This window comes from Janthinobacterium sp. GW460-12-1-14-LB5 (assembly GCF_059423585.1).
The window spans coordinates 214,163-235,937 of sequence record NZ_JBWKYD010000003.1 but is presented as its reverse complement, the minus strand read 5'-3'; the positions used below and the strand labels follow the sequence as shown (position 1 = coordinate 235,937).

The 21,775-nt window shown below is 63.9% G+C and carries 20 protein-coding genes; 11 read left to right on the top strand and 9 right to left on the bottom strand.

Going from position 1 to position 21,775, the window contains the following annotated elements; translation table 11 throughout:
- Position 1 precedes the first annotated feature (1 nt).
- The 6 genes from AC07X6_RS04220 to AC07X6_RS04195 all read left to right on the top strand — a co-directional run bounded on the left by AC07X6_RS04220 (position 2) and on the right by AC07X6_RS04195 (position 5,774).
- On the top strand, positions 2-697 hold the full coding sequence (locus tag AC07X6_RS04220; protein ID WP_474292075.1) for a hypothetical protein: 696 nt from the start codon (positions 2-4) through the stop codon (positions 695-697).
- 12 nt (positions 698-709) lie between these two features.
- Complete coding sequence (gene ispD / locus AC07X6_RS04215) at positions 710-1,417, top strand: 2-C-methyl-D-erythritol 4-phosphate cytidylyltransferase (RefSeq protein WP_494790199.1); 708 nt, start codon at positions 710-712, stop codon at positions 1,415-1,417.
- Positions 1,418-1,428: 11 nt separating this feature from the next.
- Positions 1,429-1,929 (top strand): 2-C-methyl-D-erythritol 2,4-cyclodiphosphate synthase, encoded by a 501-nt coding sequence (gene ispF / locus AC07X6_RS04210; protein WP_494790198.1) that lies wholly within the window; start codon positions 1,429-1,431, stop codon positions 1,927-1,929.
- Between the two features lie 220 nt (positions 1,930-2,149).
- The gene (locus tag AC07X6_RS04205) at positions 2,150-4,123 is read left to right on the top strand and encodes a PKD domain-containing protein (RefSeq protein WP_494790197.1); all 1,974 of its coding nucleotides are present in this window, start codon (positions 2,150-2,152) and stop codon (positions 4,121-4,123) included.
- A gap of 115 nt (positions 4,124-4,238) precedes the next feature.
- Positions 4,239-5,414, top strand: coding sequence for a PQQ-dependent sugar dehydrogenase (locus AC07X6_RS04200; RefSeq protein WP_494790196.1), 1,176 nt, complete (start codon positions 4,239-4,241; stop codon positions 5,412-5,414).
- A 57-nt stretch (positions 5,415-5,471) separates the two neighbouring features.
- On the top strand, positions 5,472-5,774 hold the full coding sequence (locus AC07X6_RS04195; protein WP_494790195.1) for a hypothetical protein: 303 nt from the start codon (positions 5,472-5,474) through the stop codon (positions 5,772-5,774).
- A gap of 3 nt (positions 5,775-5,777) precedes the next feature.
- On the opposite strand, the gene AC07X6_RS04190 is transcribed toward AC07X6_RS04195, so the two are convergent.
- A complete protein-coding gene (locus tag AC07X6_RS04190) occupies positions 5,778-6,992 on the bottom strand; it encodes an MFS transporter (RefSeq protein WP_494790194.1) in 1,215 nt (404 codons plus the stop codon).
- Positions 6,993-7,084: 92 nt separating this feature from the next.
- Here AC07X6_RS04190 and AC07X6_RS04185 point away from each other — a divergent pair, with 92 nt between their 5' ends.
- Complete coding sequence (locus AC07X6_RS04185; RefSeq protein WP_494790193.1) at positions 7,085-7,705, top strand: TetR/AcrR family transcriptional regulator; 621 nt, start codon at positions 7,085-7,087, stop codon at positions 7,703-7,705.
- Positions 7,706-7,717: 12 nt separating this feature from the next.
- On the opposite strand, the gene AC07X6_RS04180 is transcribed toward AC07X6_RS04185, so the two are convergent.
- Complete coding sequence (locus tag AC07X6_RS04180) at positions 7,718-8,056, bottom strand: MmcQ/YjbR family DNA-binding protein (RefSeq protein WP_230540392.1); 339 nt, start codon at positions 8,054-8,056, stop codon at positions 7,718-7,720.
- Positions 8,057-8,577: 521 nt separating this feature from the next.
- On the opposite strand from AC07X6_RS04180, the gene AC07X6_RS04175 reads away from it, so the two are divergent.
- The gene (locus AC07X6_RS04175) at positions 8,578-9,234 is read left to right on the top strand and encodes a CCXG family PEP-CTERM protein (RefSeq protein WP_494790192.1); all 657 of its coding nucleotides are present in this window, start codon (positions 8,578-8,580) and stop codon (positions 9,232-9,234) included.
- Between the two features lie 92 nt (positions 9,235-9,326).
- Here AC07X6_RS04175 and AC07X6_RS04170 read toward each other — a convergent pair whose 3' ends face one another.
- From AC07X6_RS04170 to AC07X6_RS04145, 6 genes are all read right to left on the bottom strand, one after another.
- A complete protein-coding gene (locus tag AC07X6_RS04170; protein WP_474292069.1) occupies positions 9,327-10,307 on the bottom strand; it encodes an FHA domain-containing protein in 981 nt (326 codons plus the stop codon).
- Positions 10,304-11,671 carry a S1 family peptidase gene (locus AC07X6_RS04165; protein ID WP_494790191.1) on the bottom strand — a complete coding sequence of 456 codons (1,368 nt, stop codon included), beginning with the start codon at positions 11,669-11,671 and terminating at the stop codon, positions 10,304-10,306. The genes AC07X6_RS04170 and AC07X6_RS04165 overlap by 4 nt, the downstream gene beginning before the upstream one ends.
- Positions 11,672-11,741: 70 nt before the next feature.
- On the bottom strand, positions 11,742-12,395 hold the full coding sequence (gene ribA / locus AC07X6_RS04160; protein WP_230540396.1) for a GTP cyclohydrolase II: 654 nt from the start codon (positions 12,393-12,395) through the stop codon (positions 11,742-11,744).
- 225 nt (positions 12,396-12,620) lie between these two features.
- Positions 12,621-14,864, bottom strand: a complete 2,244-nt coding sequence (locus AC07X6_RS04155; RefSeq protein WP_494790190.1) for a PhoX family protein — start codon at positions 14,862-14,864, stop codon at positions 12,621-12,623.
- Between the two features lie 156 nt (positions 14,865-15,020).
- On the bottom strand, positions 15,021-15,407 hold the full coding sequence (locus tag AC07X6_RS04150; RefSeq protein WP_230540398.1) for a DoxX family protein: 387 nt from the start codon (positions 15,405-15,407) through the stop codon (positions 15,021-15,023).
- 27 nt (positions 15,408-15,434) lie between these two features.
- Positions 15,435-16,136 (bottom strand): pirin family protein, encoded by a 702-nt coding sequence (locus tag AC07X6_RS04145; RefSeq protein WP_230540399.1) that lies wholly within the window; start codon positions 16,134-16,136, stop codon positions 15,435-15,437.
- 166 nt (positions 16,137-16,302) lie between these two features.
- Here AC07X6_RS04145 and AC07X6_RS04140 point away from each other — a divergent pair, with 166 nt between their 5' ends.
- Entirely contained in the window at positions 16,303-17,229 is a 927-nt protein-coding gene (locus AC07X6_RS04140) for a LysR family transcriptional regulator (RefSeq protein ID WP_230540400.1), read from the top strand.
- A gap of 154 nt (positions 17,230-17,383) precedes the next feature.
- Positions 17,384-19,543 (top strand): putative bifunctional diguanylate cyclase/phosphodiesterase, encoded by a 2,160-nt coding sequence (locus AC07X6_RS04135; RefSeq protein WP_230540401.1) that lies wholly within the window; start codon positions 17,384-17,386, stop codon positions 19,541-19,543.
- Here AC07X6_RS04135 and AC07X6_RS04130 read toward each other — a convergent pair.
- Entirely contained in the window at positions 19,540-20,466 is a 927-nt protein-coding gene (locus tag AC07X6_RS04130; RefSeq protein WP_494790189.1) for a LysR family transcriptional regulator, read from the bottom strand. The genes AC07X6_RS04135 and AC07X6_RS04130 overlap by 4 nt on opposite strands.
- Before the next feature lie 85 nt (positions 20,467-20,551).
- Between AC07X6_RS04130 and AC07X6_RS04125 the strand changes: the two genes are divergently transcribed.
- On the top strand, positions 20,552-21,775 hold the full coding sequence (locus tag AC07X6_RS04125) for an MFS transporter (RefSeq protein WP_494790188.1): 1,224 nt from the start codon (positions 20,552-20,554) through the stop codon (positions 21,773-21,775).

Sequence of the window (21,775 nt, the reverse complement as noted above, 5' to 3'; positions counted from 1 at the left end):
CATGCGCACGGCGCTTTTTCTGCTGCTCGCCTGTGTCACCTGGGGTGCGCAGGCGCAGGCGCGCACGCCGTTCCAGGTGCGTTGCGAAGACACGATCAGCAAGACGGTGTCCGTGCTGACGGCGCAGCAGAACGGCTACAGCATCGACACGCACTTGCCGTACAAGGCCCTGACGGTGATGAAGGGCACGGCGCGCGCGAACACCTGGGTGCTGGGCTTGACCAAGACGGATTCTCGGGTGGCCATCGCCCTGGCCGGCCCCATGCTGCAAGACCCGGCCAGCGGCTATGAATGCGTGGCGCCGCAAATTACCGTGAGCCTGACGTATGCGCCCGTGGTGATCTACATCGGCCGCGAGTTTGCCCCCGGCACGTGCGCGTATGATGAGATACTTGCGCACGAGCTGCGGCACATGAAGACCTATATGGAACATTTGCCGCGCGTGGAAAAGACCGTGCGCGCCGCGCTGGACAAACGCTTCGAGGCGCGGCCCCTGTATGCGCCCAGCGGCACGGCCAAGGCGGCACTGGCGCGCGAAATCGATACGGGCTGGTTGCCGTATATCAAGGCGGAAATGCGCAAGGTGGAAGCCTTGCAGGCCGCCATTGATTCTCCGCAAGAATATGCGCGCCTGGGCAAGGCGTGCAAGGGCGAAATCCAGAACATCCTGGCAGGCAAGGCCGCGCCGGCCAACTAGACAAGGAATGGCATGACAGCAGCACCGAACACCATCCGCTACTTTGCGCTGATCCCCGCCGCCGGCGTGGGTGCGCGCATGGAGGCGGGCAGTCCCAAGCAATATTTACCGATCGCCGGCAAGCCCATGCTGCGCCACGCGCTCGACGCCTTTCTCGCCAGCCCCCTGATCGCGCATACGTACATCGTCGTCAGCGCGGAGGATGGCGTGATTGACACGGTCGTGCCGGAGCAGGGCGTCACTGTGCTGCGCTGCGGCGGCGCCACGCGCATGGAGACGATATTGAACGCCCTGCAAGCCTTGCACGGCAGCCTGGCCGCACATGACCAGGTACTGGTGCACGACGCGGCCCGTCCCGGCCTGACGCCGGCGCTGATCGCAAAACTGATTACCGAAGTCGGCGAACACCCGGCCGGCGGCTTGCTGGCCTTGCCCGTGGTCGACACCGTCAAGCGGGCCGGGCCGGGCAGCCTGTCGGCGCAGACGGTGCCGCGCGACGGCCTGTGGCTGGCGCAGACGCCGCAAATGTTCAGCTATGCGCTGCTGCACCGGGCCTTGTCCGAAGCGCCCGATCCGCTGGCGATCACGGACGACGCCAGCGCCGTCGAAGCGCTGGGCCTGGCGCCGAAACTGGTCGAAGGCCACCCGCGCAACCTGAAGGTGACCTTGCCGCGCGACATACACACGGCCGAGCTGTACCTGGCTAATCCCCGCATTTGAAAGAGACCTGCATGAACACAACGACACCCGTACTGCCTTTCCGCATCGGCCAGGGCTATGACTGCCACGCGCTCGTGGAGCACCGCGACCTGATCATCGGCGGCGTGAAAATCCCCCATCACCTGGGCTTGCTGGGCCATTCCGACGCGGACGTGCTGCTGCACGCGATTACGGACGCCATCTTCGGCGCCGCCGCGCTGGGCGACATCGGCCGCCATTTCCCCGACACGGACGCGCAATTCAAGGGTGCCGATTCTCGCACCCTGCTGCGCGAAGCCGTGCGCCGCGTGCAGGCGACCGGTTATATCATCGGCAATATCGACGCCACCATCATCGCCCAGCGTCCGAAAATGGCGCCGCACATCGCCGCCATGTGCGCCAACGTGGCCGAAGACCTGGGCGTGACCGTGGGCCAGGTCAACATCAAGGCCAAGACGAATGAAAAGCTCGGCTACCTGGGCCGCGAAGAGGGCATCGCGGCCGAAGCCGTGGCCTTGCTGCTGCGCGCCTGAGCTAACTCTGCCGTACCTTTTTAATGATTCCTGAAAATTAATATTTCCAAGGTGGAATTTGGTGAAAGTTTAACGTTATTGTCATGATAATATTTGTCCGTTTTTTCGGACGCGACAAGACGTCACTTTATAACCATGGGAAATATTGAGAGAACGGAATCATATGCGTAGTCGTATGCAGGGACCAGTCGTGCGCTGGTTGGGGACTGGTGTGCTGGCCATGGCCATGCTGGCCGGATGTGGCGGCGGTGGCGGTGGCAGTGAAACTGCGCCGCCGCCCGTAGCGGCCGTGCCGCAGCCTGCCATCCTGTTTGCCGGTGCCGTTTCGGCGGCAGCAGAAGGCGCCGATGCCGTCGGCAGCATGGGCGGGCAGATTGAACTCGATGCCGGTAGCAGCAAGGATAGCGACGGCGGGACGCTGAGTTTTGCCTGGAGCATGGTTTCCAAACCTGCCGGCAGCGGCTTGAACATGGGCGCTGTCGCGACCCCCAAGCTGAACTTCCAGCCCGACGCCCTGGGCACGTATGTCTTCAAGTTGCGCGTGACGAATGGCAAGGGCGGCTTTGCAGAAAAGAATGCTACCGTGCTGGTGAATAACCGGGTACCGAATGCGGTGGTGGTGGTCAATGCGACGTTTACGGCGCAACCGCTCGTGAAGGATGCCGTGAGCGTCTCGGCAGGTTCCGGCATCGTGCTCGACGCCACGGGCAGCACCGATGCCGACGGCGACAAGGTGACCACAACGTGGGAGCTGATCCAGAAGCCGGCCGGTAGCAGCGCCACGCTGTTTGTCGCGGATCAAACGGCGCGTTTCTCGCCGGACGTGTTGGGCCTGTACAAAGTGCGCGCCCGCGGCGCGGACGGCAAGGGTGCCTATGCCGAGACCGTGTACCAGTTTGATGCTAGTAACACGATTCCAAGTGGCGTGATCCAGGGCACGGTCGCTGTCATCAGTCGTGACAATCAAACCGTGCCCGTTGGCCAGCCGGTGGTGACCAGCGGCATCCTGAGCTACGGCGATGGGGGCGGCAAGCTCAGTTATACCTGGGCTGTTGACAGCGGGCCGGCTGGTTCCGTCGCGGTGATCGGGGCAGCGACGGCCGTGGTGCCGTCATTCACGCCAGACGTGACCGGCCCGTATGTGCTATCGATGACGGTCACCAGTGGCCGGCAAACGGCGGTGGCCTACCTGAAGCTCAATGTGATCGTTCCGACTTACAGTGTCGTGGCACTGCCGTTCAGGCCGCTGGAGGCGCGTTACAGCAAGGGGCTGGACCGCCTGATCGTGGCGACGCCAAATCCCGATACCTTAAAAATTATCAATCCCGTCGATGGCACTTTCAGTAGTATCAGTTTGCCTGCCGCCGTGAAGTCATTCAGTTTGAGTGCTGACGGGAAACTGGCCGGTGTGCTGCATGAGGGGGTGGTTAGCCTGATTGATCTGGAAGCGGGGAAACTGCTGCGTTCGACCGGCACAGCCGGCTCGCAGACGGAAGTGTTTACGACCGATGCGGGCATCGTCTTTTTAGCCGGTCAATCCAAGGGCTCGGTGAGAGAGCCAGTACTGGAAGGCTTCAACGCACGCACTGGCCAGCTTGTAGAGAAGAAAACCACGCGCGGAGGTTTTTATGGTGAGATGCGAGGCATATTCGTGGCATCGCTGAACAAGGGACTCGTCACTATCAATGACGAGCCCTTGTTTCAGCCTTCGGATTTTCTCGTTGATTCGCAGCGAGGCTATATTCTGCAAACGTCCTACTCTATTTTCATGCCGCATCCAATCCCGATGGCAGCACCGTTTTTCTTGTCTGCCAGCGAAGATCTGTTGTTCACGGCAAGTGGGACCTACTTCAAGTCTGATACGCTCGTGTACGTTGGTCGCTTCGCTCTGAGTAATACGAACAATGGTGTGTTGTCGATGAGCTATTCGCCCGTCAAGGCGGAGGCACTGGTGATGGAACGCGATGGCCTCGGCTATCTCGGCAGTGATGCGACATATCAAGCCAGCTACAAGCGTTTCAGTGGCGAGTTGTTGTTCCCTGATGGCAGCGTCACCTTGCCCGTCATTGGCGGCGAACAAAGTTATGGCATCGGCATCTTCCATACGGCCGCTGGCGAGCCTGTGGCGCTGGTGCAGACCGGTGGCGCACAGAAAAACACGCCGCGCGTCAAGTACCATCTGATTTATCGTTGATAGTCGCTGTCAGGCGGCGCGCCCGCCTGGCAATCTGTGCTATTTTTAGAAGGCGGCGCGATGGCACAGACCATCCCGGCCGCCCTTTTTCATAGCCGACACAGGAGAATCCGGGATGCCAACCATCAAGCGCACATACCTTGCCACCGCACTGCTGCTGGGAGCCTTCGCCGCTTGCGCCGTGCCCGCCCACGCCGAACTGCAAGCGACGGGCGAGCCGCCCGCCGCAAGACAGGGCTGGAAGGCCGAGACTGTCGCGCAGGGCGTGCGCCAGCCGTGGGGCATCGCCTGGCTGGGCGAGGGGCGCGCGCTCGTCACCAGCAAGCAGGGGACCTTGCATTTGCTCAATGGCAAGACTTTTGCCGACGTGGCGCTGGAAGGCATGCCCAAGGTGTTTACGGGCGGGCAGGGCGGCTTGCTCGATATCGTGCTGCATCCGCAGGATGCGGGCAAGCCGCATCCGCGCGTGTACATGACGGTGTCCACGGGCAACAATGACGCCAACCGCACGACCCTGGTGCGCGGCGTGTTCGACGGCAAGAAGGTGACGGGCATTCAGACCCTGTTCAAGGTGTCCACCGACAAGAGCGGCGGCCAGCATTTCGGTTCGCGCCTGCTGTGGCTGCCGGACGGCACTTTGCTGATGAGCGTGGCCGATGGCGGCAATCCGCCGCTGCGCATAGGCGACCGCCTGGCGCGCGAGCAGGCGCAAAACCTGGCCACGCACCAGGGCTCCATCCTGCGCCTGACGGAAGACGGCAAGCCGGCGCCCGGCAATCCGCTGGCCGCCAAGGGGGCCTTGCCGGAAATCTGGTCGTATGGCCACCGCAACGTGCAGGGCCTGGCGCTCGATCCTGTTTCCGGCCGCGTGTGGGCCACGGAACACGGGCCATACGGCGGCGACGAGCTGAACCTCGTGGTGGCGGGCGGCAACTACGGCTGGCCCTTGCAAAGCTATGGCGCCGACTATACGACGCATGAACCGGTCGGCAAGCATGAGGTGGCGGGCATGCTCAATCCCAGCGTAGCCTGGGTGCCGTCGCCGGCCCCGTCGGGGCTGGCCGTCTACACGGGCGACAAGATTGGTGCCTGGCGCGGCAGCATCTTCAGCGGCGGCCTGGCGGCCAAGGATATCCGCCGCATCGCCGTCGATGCGAACGGCAAGGTGACGGGGCAGGACCGCCTGGCCATCGGCGCGCGCGTGCGCGACGTGCGCCAGGGGCCGGACGGCTACCTGTATGCGCTGACGGATGAAGACAATGGCCGTTTGCTGCGCATCGTGCTGCAGTAGCACTCCAGGCGCCATCTTCGCTTAAGATGGCGCCTTTACTTCATTCAAGGTGGCGGCATGGCCCGTGATACTTATGCATACCGGCACGTTGCCGTCGAATCGCGCGACATACACGGCCGCGTGGAAATCCGCCCCGTGCCGGGCCAGGCTTTTTCGCCGGAGCTGGCGGTGCAGTGCTCGCGCCGCCTGTCGGACTTGCAGCGCTACCCGCTGGGCAGCCGCTTTTTACTCTTTGCCAAGCTGACGGACCGCCTGGGCGGCACGCCCTTCCTGTATGCGTATCACGGCGATGCGGATGTCGTGATGATGGCGGCCGAAGTGACGAAGTTCCTCGGGGAATTCAGGCGCGGCCGCATCTGATACCTACGAGGCGGCGCAGGCCGCGCCGGCCTTGGCGCTGGCGCGCGGCTTGCCGAAGAGCGCGATTGTCAGCGCGCAGGCGAGGGCGAACGCGCCGCCCACCACCATCGCGCTGGACACGCCCAGCCGGTCGACGGCCATGCCGCCGAGCAAGGCGCCCGACGCCAGCGATACTTGCACAATGGCAACAAACAGCGCGCTGCTGCCTTCCATCAGTTCTGGCGCCGCCTTGAACATCCACGTCTGCACGGCAATCGGCATGGCGCCGAAACCGAAACCCCAGACGGCCACCAGCAGCATCGCCGTGAGCGCATGGCTGCCCAGCGCGGCCAGGGCCAAGGTGGACACGCCCAGCACGGCGCCCGTTGCCATCAGCGCGGCCCTTTCGTAGCGGCCGGCGGCCCAGCCGCCCACCAGGTTGCCGATGAAGCCGGCAGCGCCGTACACGAGCAGCATGGCGCTGACCGTGCCGGCCGCCAGGTGAGAAATCTGCGTGAGGAACGGTGCGATATACGTGTAGGCGGCGAACTGGCCCGTGAACAGCATGGCCGTGGCGATCAGGCCCAGCCTGGCCTTGCGGATGCCGAAGATCATCGGCAGCTGGCGCAAGCGGACGGCTTGCGTGGGCGGCAACCTGGGCAGCAGCAACAGCTGGCCAATAAAGACCAGCACGGCGATGGCGCTGGCCGCGCCGAAGGCGACCCGCCAGCCGACCAGTTCGCCCACCAGCGCGCCGGCCGGCACGCCCGCCACCGTGCCCAGCGAGACGCCGGCGAAGATGATGGACATGGCGCGCGACGCATGTTGCGGCGCCACCAGGCGCGGCCCGATGGCGCTGCCGATGGCCCAGAAGCCGCCCACGCCCACGCCCAGCAGGGCGCGCCCCAGCAAGATCCAGCCATATGACGGCGCCAGCGCCACCAGCAGGTTCGACGCGACCAGCAGGGCCGTCAGGGCCAGCAGCACGATGCGGCGGTCCAGGCGGCCCGAGCCGACGGTGACGAGAATGGCGGCAAACGCGGCGACGATGCCGGGCGTGGTGATCATCAGCCCCGCCTGGCCCTTGCTGATGGCCAGTTCGGCCGCCATCGCGGGCAGCAGGCCGACGGGCAGGAATTCGGAAGTGACGAGGGCAAAGGCGCCGATGCCGACGGATAATACCGCCAGCCAGGGCGCCACGGTGGTATCGTCGCCAGTAGCGTTGGAAAGTGTTTGCATGTGAGGTTCCTGAAAAGCCGGGAGGTTTTTAACCGGTCGGTATATAATCAGGGCAGGCAGACAGTGTTGTCAATAATTTTTTACCGAACGGTATGAAACAAGATAAAAAAGAGCAAGAGGGCAAGGCGAAAACGGGCCGGCCGCGCACCTTCGATGCGGACGAAGCGCTCGATTGCGCCATGAAGGTATTCTGGGAAAAAGGCTATGAAGGCAGTTCCTTGCCGGAATTGACGAAAGCCATGGGCATGAACCGGCCCAGCCTGTATGCCGTCTTCGGCAACAAGGAGCAGCTGTTCCACAAGGCGCTCGAGCGCTACAGCGACACGCGCATGCGCTTTTTCGATGCGGCGCTGGAACAGCCGACGGCGCGCCAGGTGGTGGAAGTCTTGCTGACGCAGTATGTCGACGCGCAAACCATGCCGGACGGCCCGCACGGCTGCATGGGCGTGAATGCGGCGCTGGCGTGCAGCGACGATGCCTTGCCGATCCGCGATGAATTGTTTGCGCGCCGGCTGCGCGGTGAAATCAAGCTGCGCGACCGTTTGCGGCGCGCGAAGGAGGAGGGGGATTTGCCGCCCGATTCCTGCCCGGAGCAGCAGGCGCGCTTCGTCGTGACCTTGTCGCAGGGCATGGCCATCCAGGCGGCGGCGGGCGTATCGCGCGAGCAATTGCAGCAAATGGTGGGCTTGCTGCTGCGCAATTGGCCAATGTAACTACCGATGTAACTACCCCGTCGGCGAGATGGTCTTGGCCAAGTCGCTCGGTGCCTTGCGCCGCCAGGCGGCCGTCAGGGCGGCGGCCAGCATGTCCAGCTCGGCATCGGCCAGGCATACCGTGATGCCGGCCAGGCGTTCGCCCCACCACAGTTTTTCGCAGCCGGAGGGCGTGATGACGGTGGCGATATGCGCCGCTTCCGCATCGAGCAGCACGTTGATGTGCTCGTCGTCGGGCAGGGTGGCAAAGATCTTCCCGCCCACGCGGAAGGCTGGACGGTCGTGGTGATCTTCCTCGGTGGTGTCGGGAAACGACAGTGCCAGATAGCGTAGTTCTTCCAGGTCGACCATTCCTCTTTCCCCCTGTTCGGATAGATAGCAGCGTGACTACATTTTGCCACGCTGTTTCGCCCCGTGGTGCAGCGGCGTGCGAAAAGAAATGCGCAAGATGCGACACTGCCGCGCACGCTTGTGGTGCTTGAGCGACACGTCCGGCTGCCGCGCAAGGGGCCCAATGCCCGTGCAGGCAGGGCTGTCCAGCCTGTTTTCGGCTGCTTGCCATAAAAGTATCTTACATGACTAAAAGAAAAATACTTTTCTTCCAGGGAATTTAAGATAAAATAGATTCAACGTTTCACCTGACCCGTCAACTGTCTGGTTTTGTCCCGGGAACCCGAACCCTTTCCAGGACGCTTGCAGTGCCGCCATGGCACGCCGCAAGTCCGCGATGTTTTGCGGCAGCCACGTCCCCGACCGCTCATCCTTGCACTTCCTGCGCTACGCCGACACGCCACAATGCAGCGTGTATTCAGCTCAAGCGCCCTCACGCCTGTTGCGCCCGTTGAATACTTATTGATGACTGGATATCCATCATGAAAAACTTGCCTAAAATTGCCCTGTCCCTGATCGCCGCTGGTGTGTTTGCCCACGCGAACGCCAGCACCATTACCGTTTCCACCGGCTACTCGGACGCTGGCGCGCAAAGCTCCGCCGCCGCTTACCAGTCCGTGGTGAATGCCGCCGTGGCCACGCCGGGCGCCAGCTATGGCGCGACGACGATTGCCAGCTACGATAACGTCAACAACAGCGGCCTGTTCGGCAGCGGCTCGAACATCGCCTTCAAATCCGTCATCAATTTTGGCGTCAGCGTGGCCGACGCGGGCGCCTGGAGCTTCCGCAGCGGCGTCGATTTCGGCAACGGCGGCGCCCTGTTCCTCGACGGCGTGGCGCTGGACTTCAAGAGCAACGACATGTGGTGGGAAGGTAACTACAACAATGGCAGCCAGTTCCTCAGCGGTTCGAGCTCCTTGTCAGCCGGCAACCATACCTTGAGCATCTATGGCCTGGAAGGCTGCTGCGATGGCGGCCAGCAAGTCCAGTTCAAGGCGGGCAACAGCAATTTCGCCAGCTTTTCCAGCAACGACGGCCTGGTGTCGGCCGTGCCGGAACCAAGCACCTACGCCATGCTGCTGATCGGCCTGGGCCTGCTGGGTTTCACGGCGCGCCGCCCGCAGGACGAGAAGTTTTAAGCGCAGGTTCCAGGCAGCGAAACGCTGCGTGCTGCACGTAAAAAAGCCCGCCGGTCTGTCAGGACACGGCGGGCTTTTTGCATGGCGGCGCGTCAATCGCCGTTGTCCTCGTCTTCGTCGGCCCCCTTGGCCGCCTTGCCCCGTTCGGCATCGACGGCGCGCTGCAGGCCTGCCGCACCGCGGAAGAAGGCGTCCGTCGTGTGATCCGGGCTCAGGCGCAGGGCAGGCGGGTAGATCGCCGACATGTAGGCCTCGTCGGCCAGGCGGCCGCTGATCTGCAGGTTGCTCAGTAAAATCAGGGTCGAGCCAAGGATGGCCAGCACGACGGCAACGAGGCCGAAGCGGCGCGGATGCTGCGGTTTGATCGTGCACAAATGGTAGTAGATCATCGCGCATACAATGACGATGAACATATGGCGTCCGTAGCGCGTCAGCACTTCCAGCGAGAATGCATACGCCGTCACATTGCTTGCCAGTTCCCACACTTCCATGGCCAGCAAGCCGCAGCCGATGATGAACAGGTGGCGGCCGAAGCGCGCCACGTGGCCGAACAGGCGGTTTGCCACGGCCCAGATCGATGCCCACACGAGGCCGCCTGCCAGCGCGTAGGCGATGATCATCAGGTAGGAAATCGGGTCGAAGGCTTCCGCATCGCTGAGCCAGTTGCTGAAGGCGGCGGAGGCGCCGATCATGGCCAGGCCGGCGACGGCGGGGCGCAAGCCTTCCCAGTCATGTCTGGTGGTATCGCCCAGTTCAGGCGCCACCGGATGGTCGCTGGCGCGCACGCGCAGGCGCGTGTGGCCCAGGCGCACGATGCTGTTGCCGCTCAAGGCCACGTGCAGTTGGCGCTGGCCCCGGTGGACCACGCCATTCTGGCTGCCCAGGTCGCGCAGCAGCAGGCCGCCCGCGCCGTCGTCCTCGACGATGGCGTGCCGGGCCGCCGTATGCGCGTCGTCGAGGATGAAGTCGTTGTCGTAGCCGCGGCCGATGTGGATCGGCAGGGATTCCATCCGCTGGCGCTGCCGTACCTCGCCATTCTCGGCGAGGACTTCGATGTAATAGGGAGGCTTCATGGCTTGCGGCCGCTTTCCCGCGACAGCGCTTCGAGGAAGGTGCGCGTGACGCGCATGCCGTTGGCGTACGACACGCCGCGCGCGTCGATGCGGCTTTGCAGGCTCATGAGTGGCTCATCGGTGCTGGCCGCCAGCAGGGCAAAGTCGTACAGTCCCGTAAACTTGCGGTAGGCGCGCACGCACAGGACGGCGCGCAGGGGCAGGGTCTTGTTCTTGACGAACTGTTCGGTGCAATGGGGCCCCGTCAGGTGCGCGCTCTTGTAGCTGCCGAAACTTTCATTCTTGAACGAGGCGCTGGCCAGCTCGGAAAAGCGCAGGGCGCCCAGTTCGCTGCTGCGCAAGAATTCGTGGCGCATTGACACTTGCCCCGTCTGCAGGGCGCCGGAAATGAAGATGGCCGATTCCATGGCGCAACTCGTGTTGTCGAGCATATAGGGCTTGTCGGACTTGACGTTGGAGCGGCCCCAGCAGCGCATCTGGTCCGACTCGCGCACGGGCACGCGGTACGGCCCCATGGCTTTCAAGCTCAGCGGCGTGTCGAGCAGGCGCGCCAGCATGACTTCCTGGTGCGCCAGCAGCTGCGCCGTCACCAGCGGCTTGAAGTCTTTCGGCGGCTTGCCTTGCTGCGCCACCCTGGCCAGCAATTGCTGCGCATAGCGGGCCGGCACGAGAAAACTGACGAGTTCGCCATCGAGGCGTTTCGACACGTTCACGCCGGCGACGTCGCCGTTCGCCGTGACGCTGGGGCCGCCGCTCATGCCGGAATTGATCGGTCCCGTAAACATCAGCTGGTCGTAGAAGCTGCGCGTGACGACGCCGTTGTATGAACCTTCCGAAATGGCGAAGCCCAGGTCCAGCGGATTGCCCATCGAATACAGGTACTGGCCCTGGGTCAGTGGTGCCAGCGGCTCCGGCATCTTGAAAAAGCCCGTGCCATGGCGGTTCACGCGCAGCACGGCCAGGTCGTGCAGCACGTCGACGGCCAGCAATTCCACATTGCCCCGCTGGCCGCTGGTGTCGACCCATTCGCCCACATAGGTGTCCGGGTCGAGGGCGAATTGCGACACGACGTGATAGTTGCTCACTACCAGGTTGCCCGTGCCGATCAAGAAGCCTGAGCCGACCGACGATTGCGTGCGGCCGTTTTTCAGCAGCACGCGCACTTGCAAAATATCGGCGCGCGCGGCCGTGTACAGTTTTTGCGCGGCGGACGAGGGCGGCGGCAGGGACGCATGTTCGGTGGCGGCGGGCGCGGCGGTGGCCGGCGGCGGTTTTACAGGAGGAGTCGCAGCGGCGGGGGCCGCGTGGGCGCCTGCGGCAGCGCACAGGCAGGCCAGCAAGCAGGCGAAGTTAGATAATTTCATGCATCCTTTGTGCGTGAGCAGGAGCGACGCTGGCGCCCAGAGGGCGCGCCGCTGCGCGCCGGCCGGGCAATTACAGGGCGCCGTCTTCCAGCGCCGGCGCCGTTTCCGGCGTCATCATGTGGCCCAGCTTGCTTTGCTTGGTATTCAGGTAATGCTGGTTGAAGGCGTTGCGGTTGACCAGCAGCGGCACGCGTTCGGCCACCGTGATGCCCAGCGCTTCCATGGCGGCGATCTTGCGCGGGTTGTTCGTCATCAAGCGCAGGCTGTCGATGCCGAATTGCGCAAACATGGGCTTGCACAAGGTGTAGTTGCGCGCGTCGGCCTTGAAGCCCAGCTGTTCATTCGCCTGCACCGTGTCGGCGCCCGCCTCTTGCAGGCGGTAGGCGCGGATCTTGTTGATCAGGCCGATGCCGCGTCCTTCCTGGCGCAGGTACAGCAAGATGCCGCGGCCTTCCTCGGCGATGCGTTTCAAGGCGCCTTCGAGCTGGGCGCCGCAGTCGCAGCGCTGGGAAAACAGCACGTCGCCCGTCAGGCACTCGGAATGCACGCGCGCCAGCACCGGCTCGCCGTTGCCGATATCGCCCAGCACCATGGCCAGGTGTTCCTTGCCCGTGGCGTGCTCGACAAAGGCGTGCAGGGTGAACTGGGCCCACGGCGTCGGCAGTGCGCAGGAAGTCGTGTAATCCAATTCGCCTGTCGCCAGGAGGTCTGCGCCGCTTTGCATGGTTGTGCTCATATAAGTAATTGTCAAAAATAAAAGGCGCGCGACACCACTCCGGTGCCGGCGCGCCTTGCCATCATACCAAAAAGCAGGGAAACGTTTTTCCCCGGCTGCCTTTCGGTCGTTGCAATGTCTGGTGATGAACCTTACTTAGGGGCACTTCCTCCTTTTACAAGGTGGATGGATGGCTGGCTTTGCCTGGCGGATGCCGCCGCCAGGCACGGGACGTCAGCTGCCGATGCGTCCGCCATCGTTCTTGGTGATCACGATGGTGGCCGAGCGGGGGCGCTTGCCAGTCCCATAGCCGGCGTTGGCCGGCCACTGGCTCGTGTACTTGGACGGATCGCCGATATTTTCCAGCTTGGTGTTTTCGCCCGGATGCTGGATGTTGATGAACATGGTCTTGCCGTCCGGCGTTTCGCTGATGCCCGTGATTTCCGAGCCGACCGGCCCCACCAGGAAGCGCTTGAGCGTGTCGGCCGTGGGTTTCTTGCCGATGAAGGTATCGACGGCCAGGTTGCCGCCTGCCGCCGTGGCGTAGTTCAGGGTGGACTTGGCGCCGTCGCCGACCTTGCCGGGGATGGCGGCCAGCATCATGCAGTTGGTCACGTCCGTGTACGCGCCATCGTCGGTCTGGATCCAGCAGATGCCCGTGTAGGGGCTGAAGGCGAGGCCATCCGGGCTCGAGAAATCCTGGTCGGCCGTCAGGTTCGACAGGTTGATCTTGCTGGCGTCGGCGCCGCTCTCGGCGCCGAACAGGTAGACATCCCAGGTAAAGCTGGTGGCTGCCGCCGCGCCCGTGCCTTCCTTGAAGCGGATGATATGGCCGTTCGGATTGCCGTTTTGCGCGCTGCTGCCCTTCATGTCCGTGTAGGCGCGCGGGTTGCCGCCGTCCGGCGCCAGCTGCGACGAGCCGCTCGGATTGACGGTGCGGTTCGAGTTATTGGTCAGTGTGTAATAGATCTCGCCGTTGGCCGGGTTGACCGAGCACCATTCCGGGCGGTCCATTTTTGTTGCGCCCACGGCGTCGGCCGCCAGGCGGGCGTTGACCAGCACGTCGGCCAGGTCGGCGAACTTGTAGGCGCCGTACGCCTGGATCAGCGCGTTCGACAGGGCCAGCTCGATCCACTGGCCGGTGCCGTCGGCGGCCAGCTTGGCCACGTACAGCTTGCCCGAATCGAGGTATTTGTCGCCCGTGGCGATACGGTCGGCCGGGTTGGCGTCCGCCGCGGCCCAGACGGCGGCCGTGACGAATTTGTAGATGTATTCGTTGCGCGAATCGTCGCCCATGTAGACGGCCAGCTGCTGGCCCACGGCCGGTACGCTGAAGGCGGCGCTTTCGTGCGCGTAGCGGCCCAGCGCCGTGCGCTTGCGGATCGCCTTGGTTTTGTCGTACGGGTCCATCTCGACGATGTAGCCCATGCCGTTCAGCTCATTGCGGTAGTCGTCGCTGCCATCGGCCGATGCGCCGGTCTTGCTCAGGTTCCAGCGCGCGTACTTGTCGTCGCTGCCGCCCGTTTCCCAGCCGTGGCGCGAGGCGCCGCCCTGGCTGCGGCCATAGCGGTTCAGCGACACCACGGATTTGTCGCCGCGCGCGGCGTTGTCGGTGGCCGAGCGCGTGAAGTAGCCGGCCCAGTTTTCTTCGCCGGACAGGTAGCTGCCCCATGGCGACTTGCCCGTGCCGCAGTTGTTGATGGTGCCGCGCGTCTTGGTGCCGGTCGGCGAGTACTTGGTCACCACGAGGGCGTTGCCGCGCACGGGGCCGGCAAGCTCGATATCCGTCAGCGGCGTGACGCGGCGGTTGAAGGCGGAATCGTTGACGGTGGCCCAGGCGCTGCCCGTCTTCTTGACTTCCACCACGCTCAGGCCATGGACGGCCACTTCCTTGTCGACTTCGGCGGCGGGGCGCGGCAGCGTGGTGGTGCCGCCATTCACGTGCAGGAAGTGCGAGGACAGTTTTTCGTCGGTGGTCGCTTCGTGGTTCATCGCCAGCAAGCCCCGTTCGGCGCCGGATGCCAGCGGCGCGCCGGCGGCGGACAGGCCGTAGTATTCCATGCCGTCGTGGTGGTCGCCGGCGCGGTTGTCGAAATCGGTATCGCTGCCGTCGTTCTTGTAGGCTGGCGTGGCCGCGCGCAGCGAGTCGCCCAGCGCATACAGGGCGGTGGCCGTGTAGCCGGCCGGCACCGACACGATGTCGGCCAGGCTTTTTGGCACGGCCGTGAAGGCCAGCAGTTTTTCGGGCGTCGGCGTTGGCGTCGGCGTGACGGCGGCCGCATCGCTGCCGCCGCCGCAAGCGGACAGGCCCATCGAACCCATGACGGCGGTAGCGGCCGTGACGGCGCTGCCGCGCAGCCAGTTGCGGCGGCTCAGGCGGGCGTTCAGGATGCTGTTGAAATGGTTGTCGTGGGACGCGTTGCTGTCAATGTCGTTCAGATCGGTGGCGCGGATGGCCAGATCGTTGGGCTTGTTCATGGGCTGCGATGTCCTGTGGTTGCGTGATTTAAAGGCAACCGCATGATAGTTGTCGAATGTGACAGCGCCATGTCAGCTTGATGACAAAACGGTGACAGGCTGCCGGCCGGGCGGGCCGCGTCCATGACGGGCCCGTCCGGTCAGGCGGCCTTGGCCTTATCTGGCCTGGCGAAAGCCGCGCTCCACCAGCAACAGCATGCCGCCGAAGATGGACAGGTTCTTCAGGAAGTTCGTCAGCTGGTCCTGGAAGTGGGCCGCATCGGCGCTCCAGAAGGCGTGGAAGATGAGCGTCGTCGGGATCAGGAACAGCGCCAGGGCCAGCGCCGCCCAGCGCGCCTGCCAGCCCGTGATCAGCAGCAGGCCGCCGCCCACTTCCAGGACGATCACGCCCACCAGCAAAATATTGGCAATTGGCAAGCCCTGGCTGGCCATGTAGCCGGCCACACCGGCAAAGCCGCCGATTTTCAGCAAGCCCGAGACAAAGAACAGCACGCCAAGGGCGGCACGGCCGAGGGGGAGCAAGACGTTGGTTCTGTTTTCCATGATTTTTTCTTTCTTTGTATTTATCAATTATTTCGGTAAATCGAAGACCAGAAACTCTGCGTCCTCTGCTTGCGTGATGATCACGGCCGCTTCCTGCGTCAATTTCAGCGCATCGCCCGCTTTCAAGGGCGTGCCGTTGACGACCAGGCTGCCGCGGATCAGGTGCACATAGGCAAGGCGGCCTTCGTCCAGCGCATGTTCGGCCTGTTCTCCTTCCTGCAGGATGCTGGCGTAGATGGCCGCATTCTGGTGGATCAGCACGGAACCCTGGCGGCCGTCGGACGAGGCGATCAAACGCAGCTTGCCCCGTTTGCTTTCCGGCGTGAAGTGTTTCTCTTCATAGCTGGGCGCAATGCCCGTCACGTTCGGCTGGATCCAGATCTGCAGGAAGTGCAAGCCATCCGTCGCCGAGTGGTTGAACTCGCTGTGGCGCACGCCGCTGCCGGCGCTCATGCGCTGCACATCGCCGTAGTGCAGCACGGAACCGGTGCCCATGCTGTCCTTGTGCTCGAGCGCGCCGTCGAGCACATACGAAATGATTTCCATGTCGCGGTGGCCGTGCGTGCCGAAACCCTGGCCTGGCGTGACCCGGTCTTCATTGATCACCAGCAAGGGGCCAAAGCCCATGTGCAGCGGATCGTGATAGCTGCCGAAGGAAAAGCTGTGGTGGGAATTGAGCCAGCCGTGGTTGGCGGCGCCGCGTTCTTCGCTATGACGAATCTGTAACATGGTGGACTCCGTTTCTAAAGGTTAATGTGCGATAATTTCGAAGGGCCGTTGCCTGGCAGTTGCCGTGGCGCCTGATCTGCCCGTCGCTGTACGATGGAGAAAGTATAGGGCGCCCAACCGAGAAAGAAAAACGGAAAATCTACCGAGCTATGATCGAAAAAATCGAATGTTAAGACTGAGCCTGGAAGCCCTGCAAATCGTCGACGCCATCGACCGCCGCGGATCGTTCTCGTCGGCCGGCAAGGAGTTGCATAAAGTGCCGTCCACCATTTCCTATACGGTGGCCAAGCTGGAAGACGACCTGGGCGTGCAGGTGTTCCAGCGCAATGGCCCGAAAGTCATGCTGACGGCGGCCGGCCAGGAATTGCTGAAAGAGGGCAGGTATCTGCTGAAGGCGGCGCAGGACCTCGAGCACCGCGTGCGCCGCGTGGCTTCCGGCTGGGAAACGGAATTGTCCATCGGCATCGATTCCATGTTTTCCGCCGTGGCGCTGGCCGACGACGTGCGCGCCTTCTATGACGTGGCGCAACAGACGCGCTTGCGCCTGTCGCAAGACACCCTGTCGGGCACCTGGGAAGCGCTGCTGGACCGCAGGGCCGACTTGCTGGTGGGCGCGCCCGGCGACGGGCCGGCCGGCGGCGGCTATATCGCGCAGCCGATCGGCATGCTCGACTTCGTCTTCACCGTGGCGCCCACGCATCCGCTGGCGCAGGTGCCGGAACCCCTGTCGCGCGGCCACCTGCAGCAGCACCGGGCCGTGGTGGTGGCCGATTCGGCGCGCCAGATGGCGCCGCGCACGGTGGGGTTGCTGCTGGGACAAGATGCCTTGAGCGTGCCCAACATGCAGGTCAAGTTCGATTACCAGGTGCTGGGGCTGGGCTTTGGCTTCCTGCCGGGGCCGTGTGCGCGCGCCGCCATCGCGCGTGGCTTGCTGGTGGAAAAGGCCGTGGAAGAGCCGAAACCATCGGAAACGTTTTACCTGGCCTGGCGCGTGGGCGAGGATGGCGCCGCGCTGCGCTGGTGGATGGCGCGCATGCGCGAACCGGACGTGTTTGCCCGCCTGGCGCAGCATCTGCCTGGCCATTCGGCGTAGGCCTTAAAATGTTGACATACGCCAACATTTTTAAGTTACCATATTCACAGTATTTCCCGCCCGACCTCCATGCCCCATAGTGGGATTTTGATGATTACACACACTGCAGCGCCCCTGATACCTTCCCCCGACCTGGCCCAAGCGTGGGGTAGCCATGCTTGAGGCGAAGGTTGCGCTGTGCCTGCGCCTGGCCCAGGATGCCCGTGAACAGGCGGGGCCGCAGCAGGCCGCCACCCTGGCGCGGCTGCAGGAAGAACTGGAACGGCTGCGCGGCGCCAGCCGGCCCGTGGTGCGCGTGGCGCCGCCCGATGCCTTGCTGGAAATCGACCCCGACGGCTTTTTGATCGGCTGGAACCATGGCGCCGAGCAGATGTTCGGCTATTCCGAACTGGAAGCCCTGGGCCAGCACATCCTGTTTTTGTATCCCGAAGACGACGCGGAAGCGAGCGTGCTGGAGCTGCATTTCACGCAGGGCGACGTGGCCACCGATGTGCGCCGGCGCAAGAAGTCGGGCATGGTGACGTGGCTGCGCATGCACCGCCACGTGATCCACGACCAGGCGGGCAAGGGCTGCGGCATGGCCGTGCGCCTGTCGGCGCTGAGCGAGCCGCTGTCCGACGTCGACAAGGTAAGGTTGCACGCGCGCATCATCGAAGACAGCGAGCAAGCCGTGCTGATCACGGACGCGGAAGAGCGCATCGTCTCCATCAACAGTTCATTTTCCCGCATCACCGGCTATTCGCCGGCCGAAGCCATCGGCCGCACGCCGGACTTGCTGCGCTCGGGCGTGCACGATCCCGATTTCCGCGCCAAGGTGCGCGCCGCCATGCGCGGCCACGGTTCCTGGCGCGGCGAAATCATTGGCAAGCGCAAGAATGGCGAACTATTCCCGCAAGACGTCACCATCAGCGTCGTGCGCGACGAGTATGGCGAGATCAGCCACGTGTTTTCCCTGTTTTCCGATATCTCGGTGCACAAGGATGCGGAAGCGCGCATGCAGCGCATGGCCAACTACGACAGCCTGACGGGCTTGCCCAACCGGTGCCTGCTGAACCAGCTGGTCGACCAGGGCCTGGCCGAGGCGAAACGCCAGGGCTCGCATGGCGCGCTGATGGTCATCGACATCAGCCGCATCGGTTCCATCAGCGACACGCTGGGCCATGAAGTGGGCGACCAGCTGGTGATCGCCATCGGCCAGCTGTTCCGCGGCGCCCTGCGCGACGCCGATATCCTGGCGCGCGTCGACAACAGCAAATTCGTCGTGGCCCTGCTGCACATCGAAAAGCGCGAACACGCGGCCAACGTGGCGCAAAAGCTGCTCAATCTGCTGGAAGCGCCCATCAATATCGATGCGCACGCGCTGCACGTGGGCGCCAGCATCGGCATCACCGTGTATCCGGAAGACGGCCTGGAAGCGCCGGCCCTGTTCCGCTTTGCCGACGTAGCCGTGGCCAAGGCGGGGCAGACCATCGAATCTACCTTCCTGTTTTATCGTGAAGACATGAACCGGCGCGCCAAGGAACATTTGCGCCTGGAAAGCGAAATGCGATTGGCCCTGGGCGACAAGGAGCTGGAACTGCATTACCAGCCGAAAGTGAGCCTGGCCAGCGGACGCATCGTGGGCGCGGAAGCCTTGCTGCGCTGGAAGCATCCGATGCGCGGCATGGTCTCGCCCGGCGTCTTCATCCCCGTTGCCGAGGAAACCAGTCTGATTCTGGAACTGGGCACCTGGGTGCTGGACGAGGCTTGCCGGCAGATCCGCAGCTGGGAAGACCGGGGCCTGCACATGCCGGCCATCGCCGTCAACCTGTCGGCGCGCCAGTTCGATGAACAGTTGCCGGCGCGCATAGCGGCCGTGCTCGAACGCTATGGCGTGCGGCCCGAGCAGATCATGCTGGAAATCACGGAAAGCCTGCTGATGCGGGGCGCCGACAAGGTCATCGACATCATGAACCAGCTGGTGGCCATGGGCCTGGCGCTGGCGCTGGATGACTTCGGCACCGGCTATTCCAGCCTGGCCTACCTGAAGAAATTCCCCATCAGCACCCTGAAAATCGACCGCTCCTTCGTCGTCGGCTTGCCCTTCGAGGAAAACGATTGCGCCATCGCCCGCGCCATCGTCACCATGGCGCAGCAGCTGCGCCAGGAAATCGTTGCCGAAGGGGTGGAAACGGCCGAGCAGATGCGTTTCTTGCGCGAACTGGGTTGCGACCAGCTGCAAGGCTATCTGTTCAGCCCGGCCGTGCCTGCGGCGGAATTCGAAGTGATGCTCGACGAAGGCCGGAGTTTGCGTTTGAACGAAGCGCTGGCTTAAGGTACGCCCAGCTGCACTTTTTCCAGCAGATAATCGAGCATCACGCGCACCCGGGCCGGCACTTGCAGGCCCGGACCCACGAAGACGGCGTGCACGAGTTCCTTGTCGCCCGGATTGTAATCCTGCAGCACTTCCACCAATTGACCTTGCGCAATATCGCGCTGCACGTGCTGGCGCGAAAAGCGTCCCAGGCCCATGCCCGCCAGCACCAGCTGGCGCATGCTTTCGCCATCGCTGACGCAGGTATTGCCCTGCGGCGCCACCTGCAACGTTCCTCCGCTCCCATCGAGGAAGGGCCAGGTTTCGTTCTGGCAGCGGAAGTTGAACGCCAGCAGATTGTGCCCGGATAAGTCCTGCGGCGTGCGCGGCAAGCCGTGGCGCGCCACGTACGCGGGCGAGGCGACGACGACCATCGCGTCTTCGCCCAGTTTGCGCGCCACCAGGTTCGATGCCTTCAGCTGGCCCGTGCGGATGGCGATGTCGGTGCGGTCTTCCAGCAAGTCGACGATGGCGTCGCTGACGACGACGTCAAGCACGATGTCGGGATAGCGGCGGGCGAACTCGGGCAGGATGGGCAGCAGATGGCGCACGCCGAACGGCACGAAACAGTTGATGCGCAGGCGCCCGCGCGGCGCCGCCCCCTGCGCCGCTTCGCGCTCGGCGCCGTCGATATCGTCGAGGATGCGCTTGCACTGGATAAAAAAGGCGTCGCCCTCGGGCGTCGTGTGCAGCTGGCGCGTGCTGCGCTGCAGCAAGCGGGCGCCGAGCCGCGCTTCCAGACGATTGACGAGCTTGCTGACGGCCGACGGCGTCAGGGCCAGGCGGCGCGCGGCGGCGGAAAAAGCCCCCGTTTCCACCACGGCCACGAAGACGGCCATTTCGAACGAACGGTTGATGTCTTGCCGCGCCATTATTGAATCCATTTCACAGGTGTTTCCATTATTGGAGTCTATATCAAAAGTGTTTATCCCGATACACTGGCCCGCTTGAACCATTGTTGGAGCCATCATGACCACCGCAGCCCCTGTTTCCACTTCATCCACCAAGATGCCGCCCGGCGTGCTGGCGCTGGCCGTCGGCGCCTTCGCCATCGGCGTGACCGAATTCATCGTCGTCGGCATCCTGCCCGCGATTGCGAAAGATTTGCGGATTTCCATCGAATCGGCCGGTTCCCTCGTCAGCCTGTATGCGCTGGCGCTGGCCATCGGCACGCCGCTGCTGGTGCTGCTGATGTCGCGCCTGCCGCGCAAGGCGGCCTTGCTGGGGTTGATGAGCGTTTTTCTCGCCGGTAACTTGCTGGCCGCGTTTTCCCACACGTTCGAATTGTTGCTGGCGGGACGGGTCATCACGGCCGTGGCGCACGGCACCTTCTTTGCCATCGGCGCCACCGTGGCCGCCGGCCTGGTCAGCAAGGCGCAGGCGGGCAGGGCGATTTCCGTGATGTTTGCGGGATTGACGCTGGCCATGGTGATCGGCGTGCCGCTGGGCAGCTTCCTCGGCAACCTGATGGGCTGGCGCCTGCCGTTCTTTGCCGTGGTCGTGCTGGCCGCGCTGGGCCTGGCCGCCATGGCGCGCTGGCTGCCGGCCGGTTTGCAGCAGGGCAAGGGCGGCAAGGCCATGACGCAGTTGGCGGCCCTGGGCAGCGGCCCCATCCTGACCATGATGGCCGTGACGACGTTCGGCTTCGGCAGCAGCTTTGCCGCCTTCACGTTCATTACGCCCATCCTCACGGACGTGACGGGCTTTTCCGCCACCATGGCCAGCGCCCTGCTGATCGTGTTCGGCATCGCCACCTTTGCCGGCAACCTGGCGGGCGGCTACCTGACCAGCCACCTGGGCTGGCAAAAGGCCTTGCGATCGATGCTGCTGTTGCTTGCCGTGACGCAAGTGGGCGTGGCTTTGAGCATCAGCTCGCCATGGATGATGACGGTGATGCTGTTCGTCTGGGGCGTGTTCGCCTTCGGCCTGTCGCCGGCCCTGCAGGCGGGCATGCTGGCCACGGCCGAGCGCTACACGCCGCAAGCCGTCGATTTCGCTTCGGGCCTGAACATTTCCGCGTTTAACCTCGGCATTTCCTTCGGTTCCATGCTGGGCGCGCTGATGGTGTCGCGCCAGCTGATGGCATCGTCGCCGTGGGCCGGCGTGGCCGCCGCCTTGCTGGCCCTGCTGCCGCTGGCGTGGCTGGCGCGCCGCAAGCTGGCGTCCCACGTGGCGGGCGCGGCCGCGCACTGA

Bases quoted from the DNA above. Each gene is read 5' to 3' on its own strand.
- AC07X6_RS04135 (WP_230540401.1), top strand. From the start codon at position 17,384: ATGCTTGAGGCGAAGGTTGCGCTGTGCCTGCGCCTGGCCCAGGATGCC.
- AC07X6_RS04180 (WP_230540392.1), bottom strand. From the start codon at position 8,056: ATGGTCGACCTGGAAGAACTACGCTATCTGGCACTGTCGTTTCCCGAC.
- AC07X6_RS04170 (WP_474292069.1), bottom strand. From the start codon at position 10,307: ATGAAGCCTCCCTATTACATCGAAGTCCTCGCCGAGAATGGCGAGGTA.
- AC07X6_RS04150 (WP_230540398.1), bottom strand. From the start codon at position 15,407: ATGGAAAACAGAACCAACGTCTTGCTCCCCCTCGGCCGTGCCGCCCTT.
- AC07X6_RS04155 (WP_494790190.1), bottom strand. From the start codon at position 14,864: ATGAACAAGCCCAACGATCTGGCCATCCGCGCCACCGATCTGAACGAC.
- AC07X6_RS04195 (WP_494790195.1), top strand. From the start codon at position 5,472: ATGGCCCGTGATACTTATGCATACCGGCACGTTGCCGTCGAATCGCGC.
- AC07X6_RS04130 (WP_494790189.1), bottom strand. From the start codon at position 20,466: ATGGATTCAATAATGGCGCGGCAAGACATCAACCGTTCGTTCGAAATG.
- ispF (WP_494790198.1), top strand. From the start codon at position 1,429: ATGAACACAACGACACCCGTACTGCCTTTCCGCATCGGCCAGGGCTAT.
- AC07X6_RS04140 (WP_230540400.1), top strand. From the start codon at position 16,303: ATGTTAAGACTGAGCCTGGAAGCCCTGCAAATCGTCGACGCCATCGAC.
- ispD (WP_494790199.1), top strand. From the start codon at position 710: ATGACAGCAGCACCGAACACCATCCGCTACTTTGCGCTGATCCCCGCC.
- AC07X6_RS04145 (WP_230540399.1), bottom strand. From the start codon at position 16,136: ATGTTACAGATTCGTCATAGCGAAGAACGCGGCGCCGCCAACCACGGC.
- AC07X6_RS04220 (WP_474292075.1), top strand. From the start codon at position 2: ATGCGCACGGCGCTTTTTCTGCTGCTCGCCTGTGTCACCTGGGGTGCG.
- AC07X6_RS04190 (WP_494790194.1), bottom strand. From the start codon at position 6,992: ATGCAAACACTTTCCAACGCTACTGGCGACGATACCACCGTGGCGCCC.
- AC07X6_RS04185 (WP_494790193.1), top strand. From the start codon at position 7,085: ATGAAACAAGATAAAAAAGAGCAAGAGGGCAAGGCGAAAACGGGCCGG.
- AC07X6_RS04125 (WP_494790188.1), top strand. From the start codon at position 20,552: ATGACCACCGCAGCCCCTGTTTCCACTTCATCCACCAAGATGCCGCCC.
- ribA (WP_230540396.1), bottom strand. From the start codon at position 12,395: ATGCAAAGCGGCGCAGACCTCCTGGCGACAGGCGAATTGGATTACACG.
- AC07X6_RS04200 (WP_494790196.1), top strand. From the start codon at position 4,239: ATGCCAACCATCAAGCGCACATACCTTGCCACCGCACTGCTGCTGGGA.
- AC07X6_RS04165 (WP_494790191.1), bottom strand. From the start codon at position 11,671: ATGAAATTATCTAACTTCGCCTGCTTGCTGGCCTGCCTGTGCGCTGCC.
- AC07X6_RS04205 (WP_494790197.1), top strand. From the start codon at position 2,150: ATGGCCATGCTGGCCGGATGTGGCGGCGGTGGCGGTGGCAGTGAAACT.
- AC07X6_RS04175 (WP_494790192.1), top strand. From the start codon at position 8,578: ATGAAAAACTTGCCTAAAATTGCCCTGTCCCTGATCGCCGCTGGTGTG.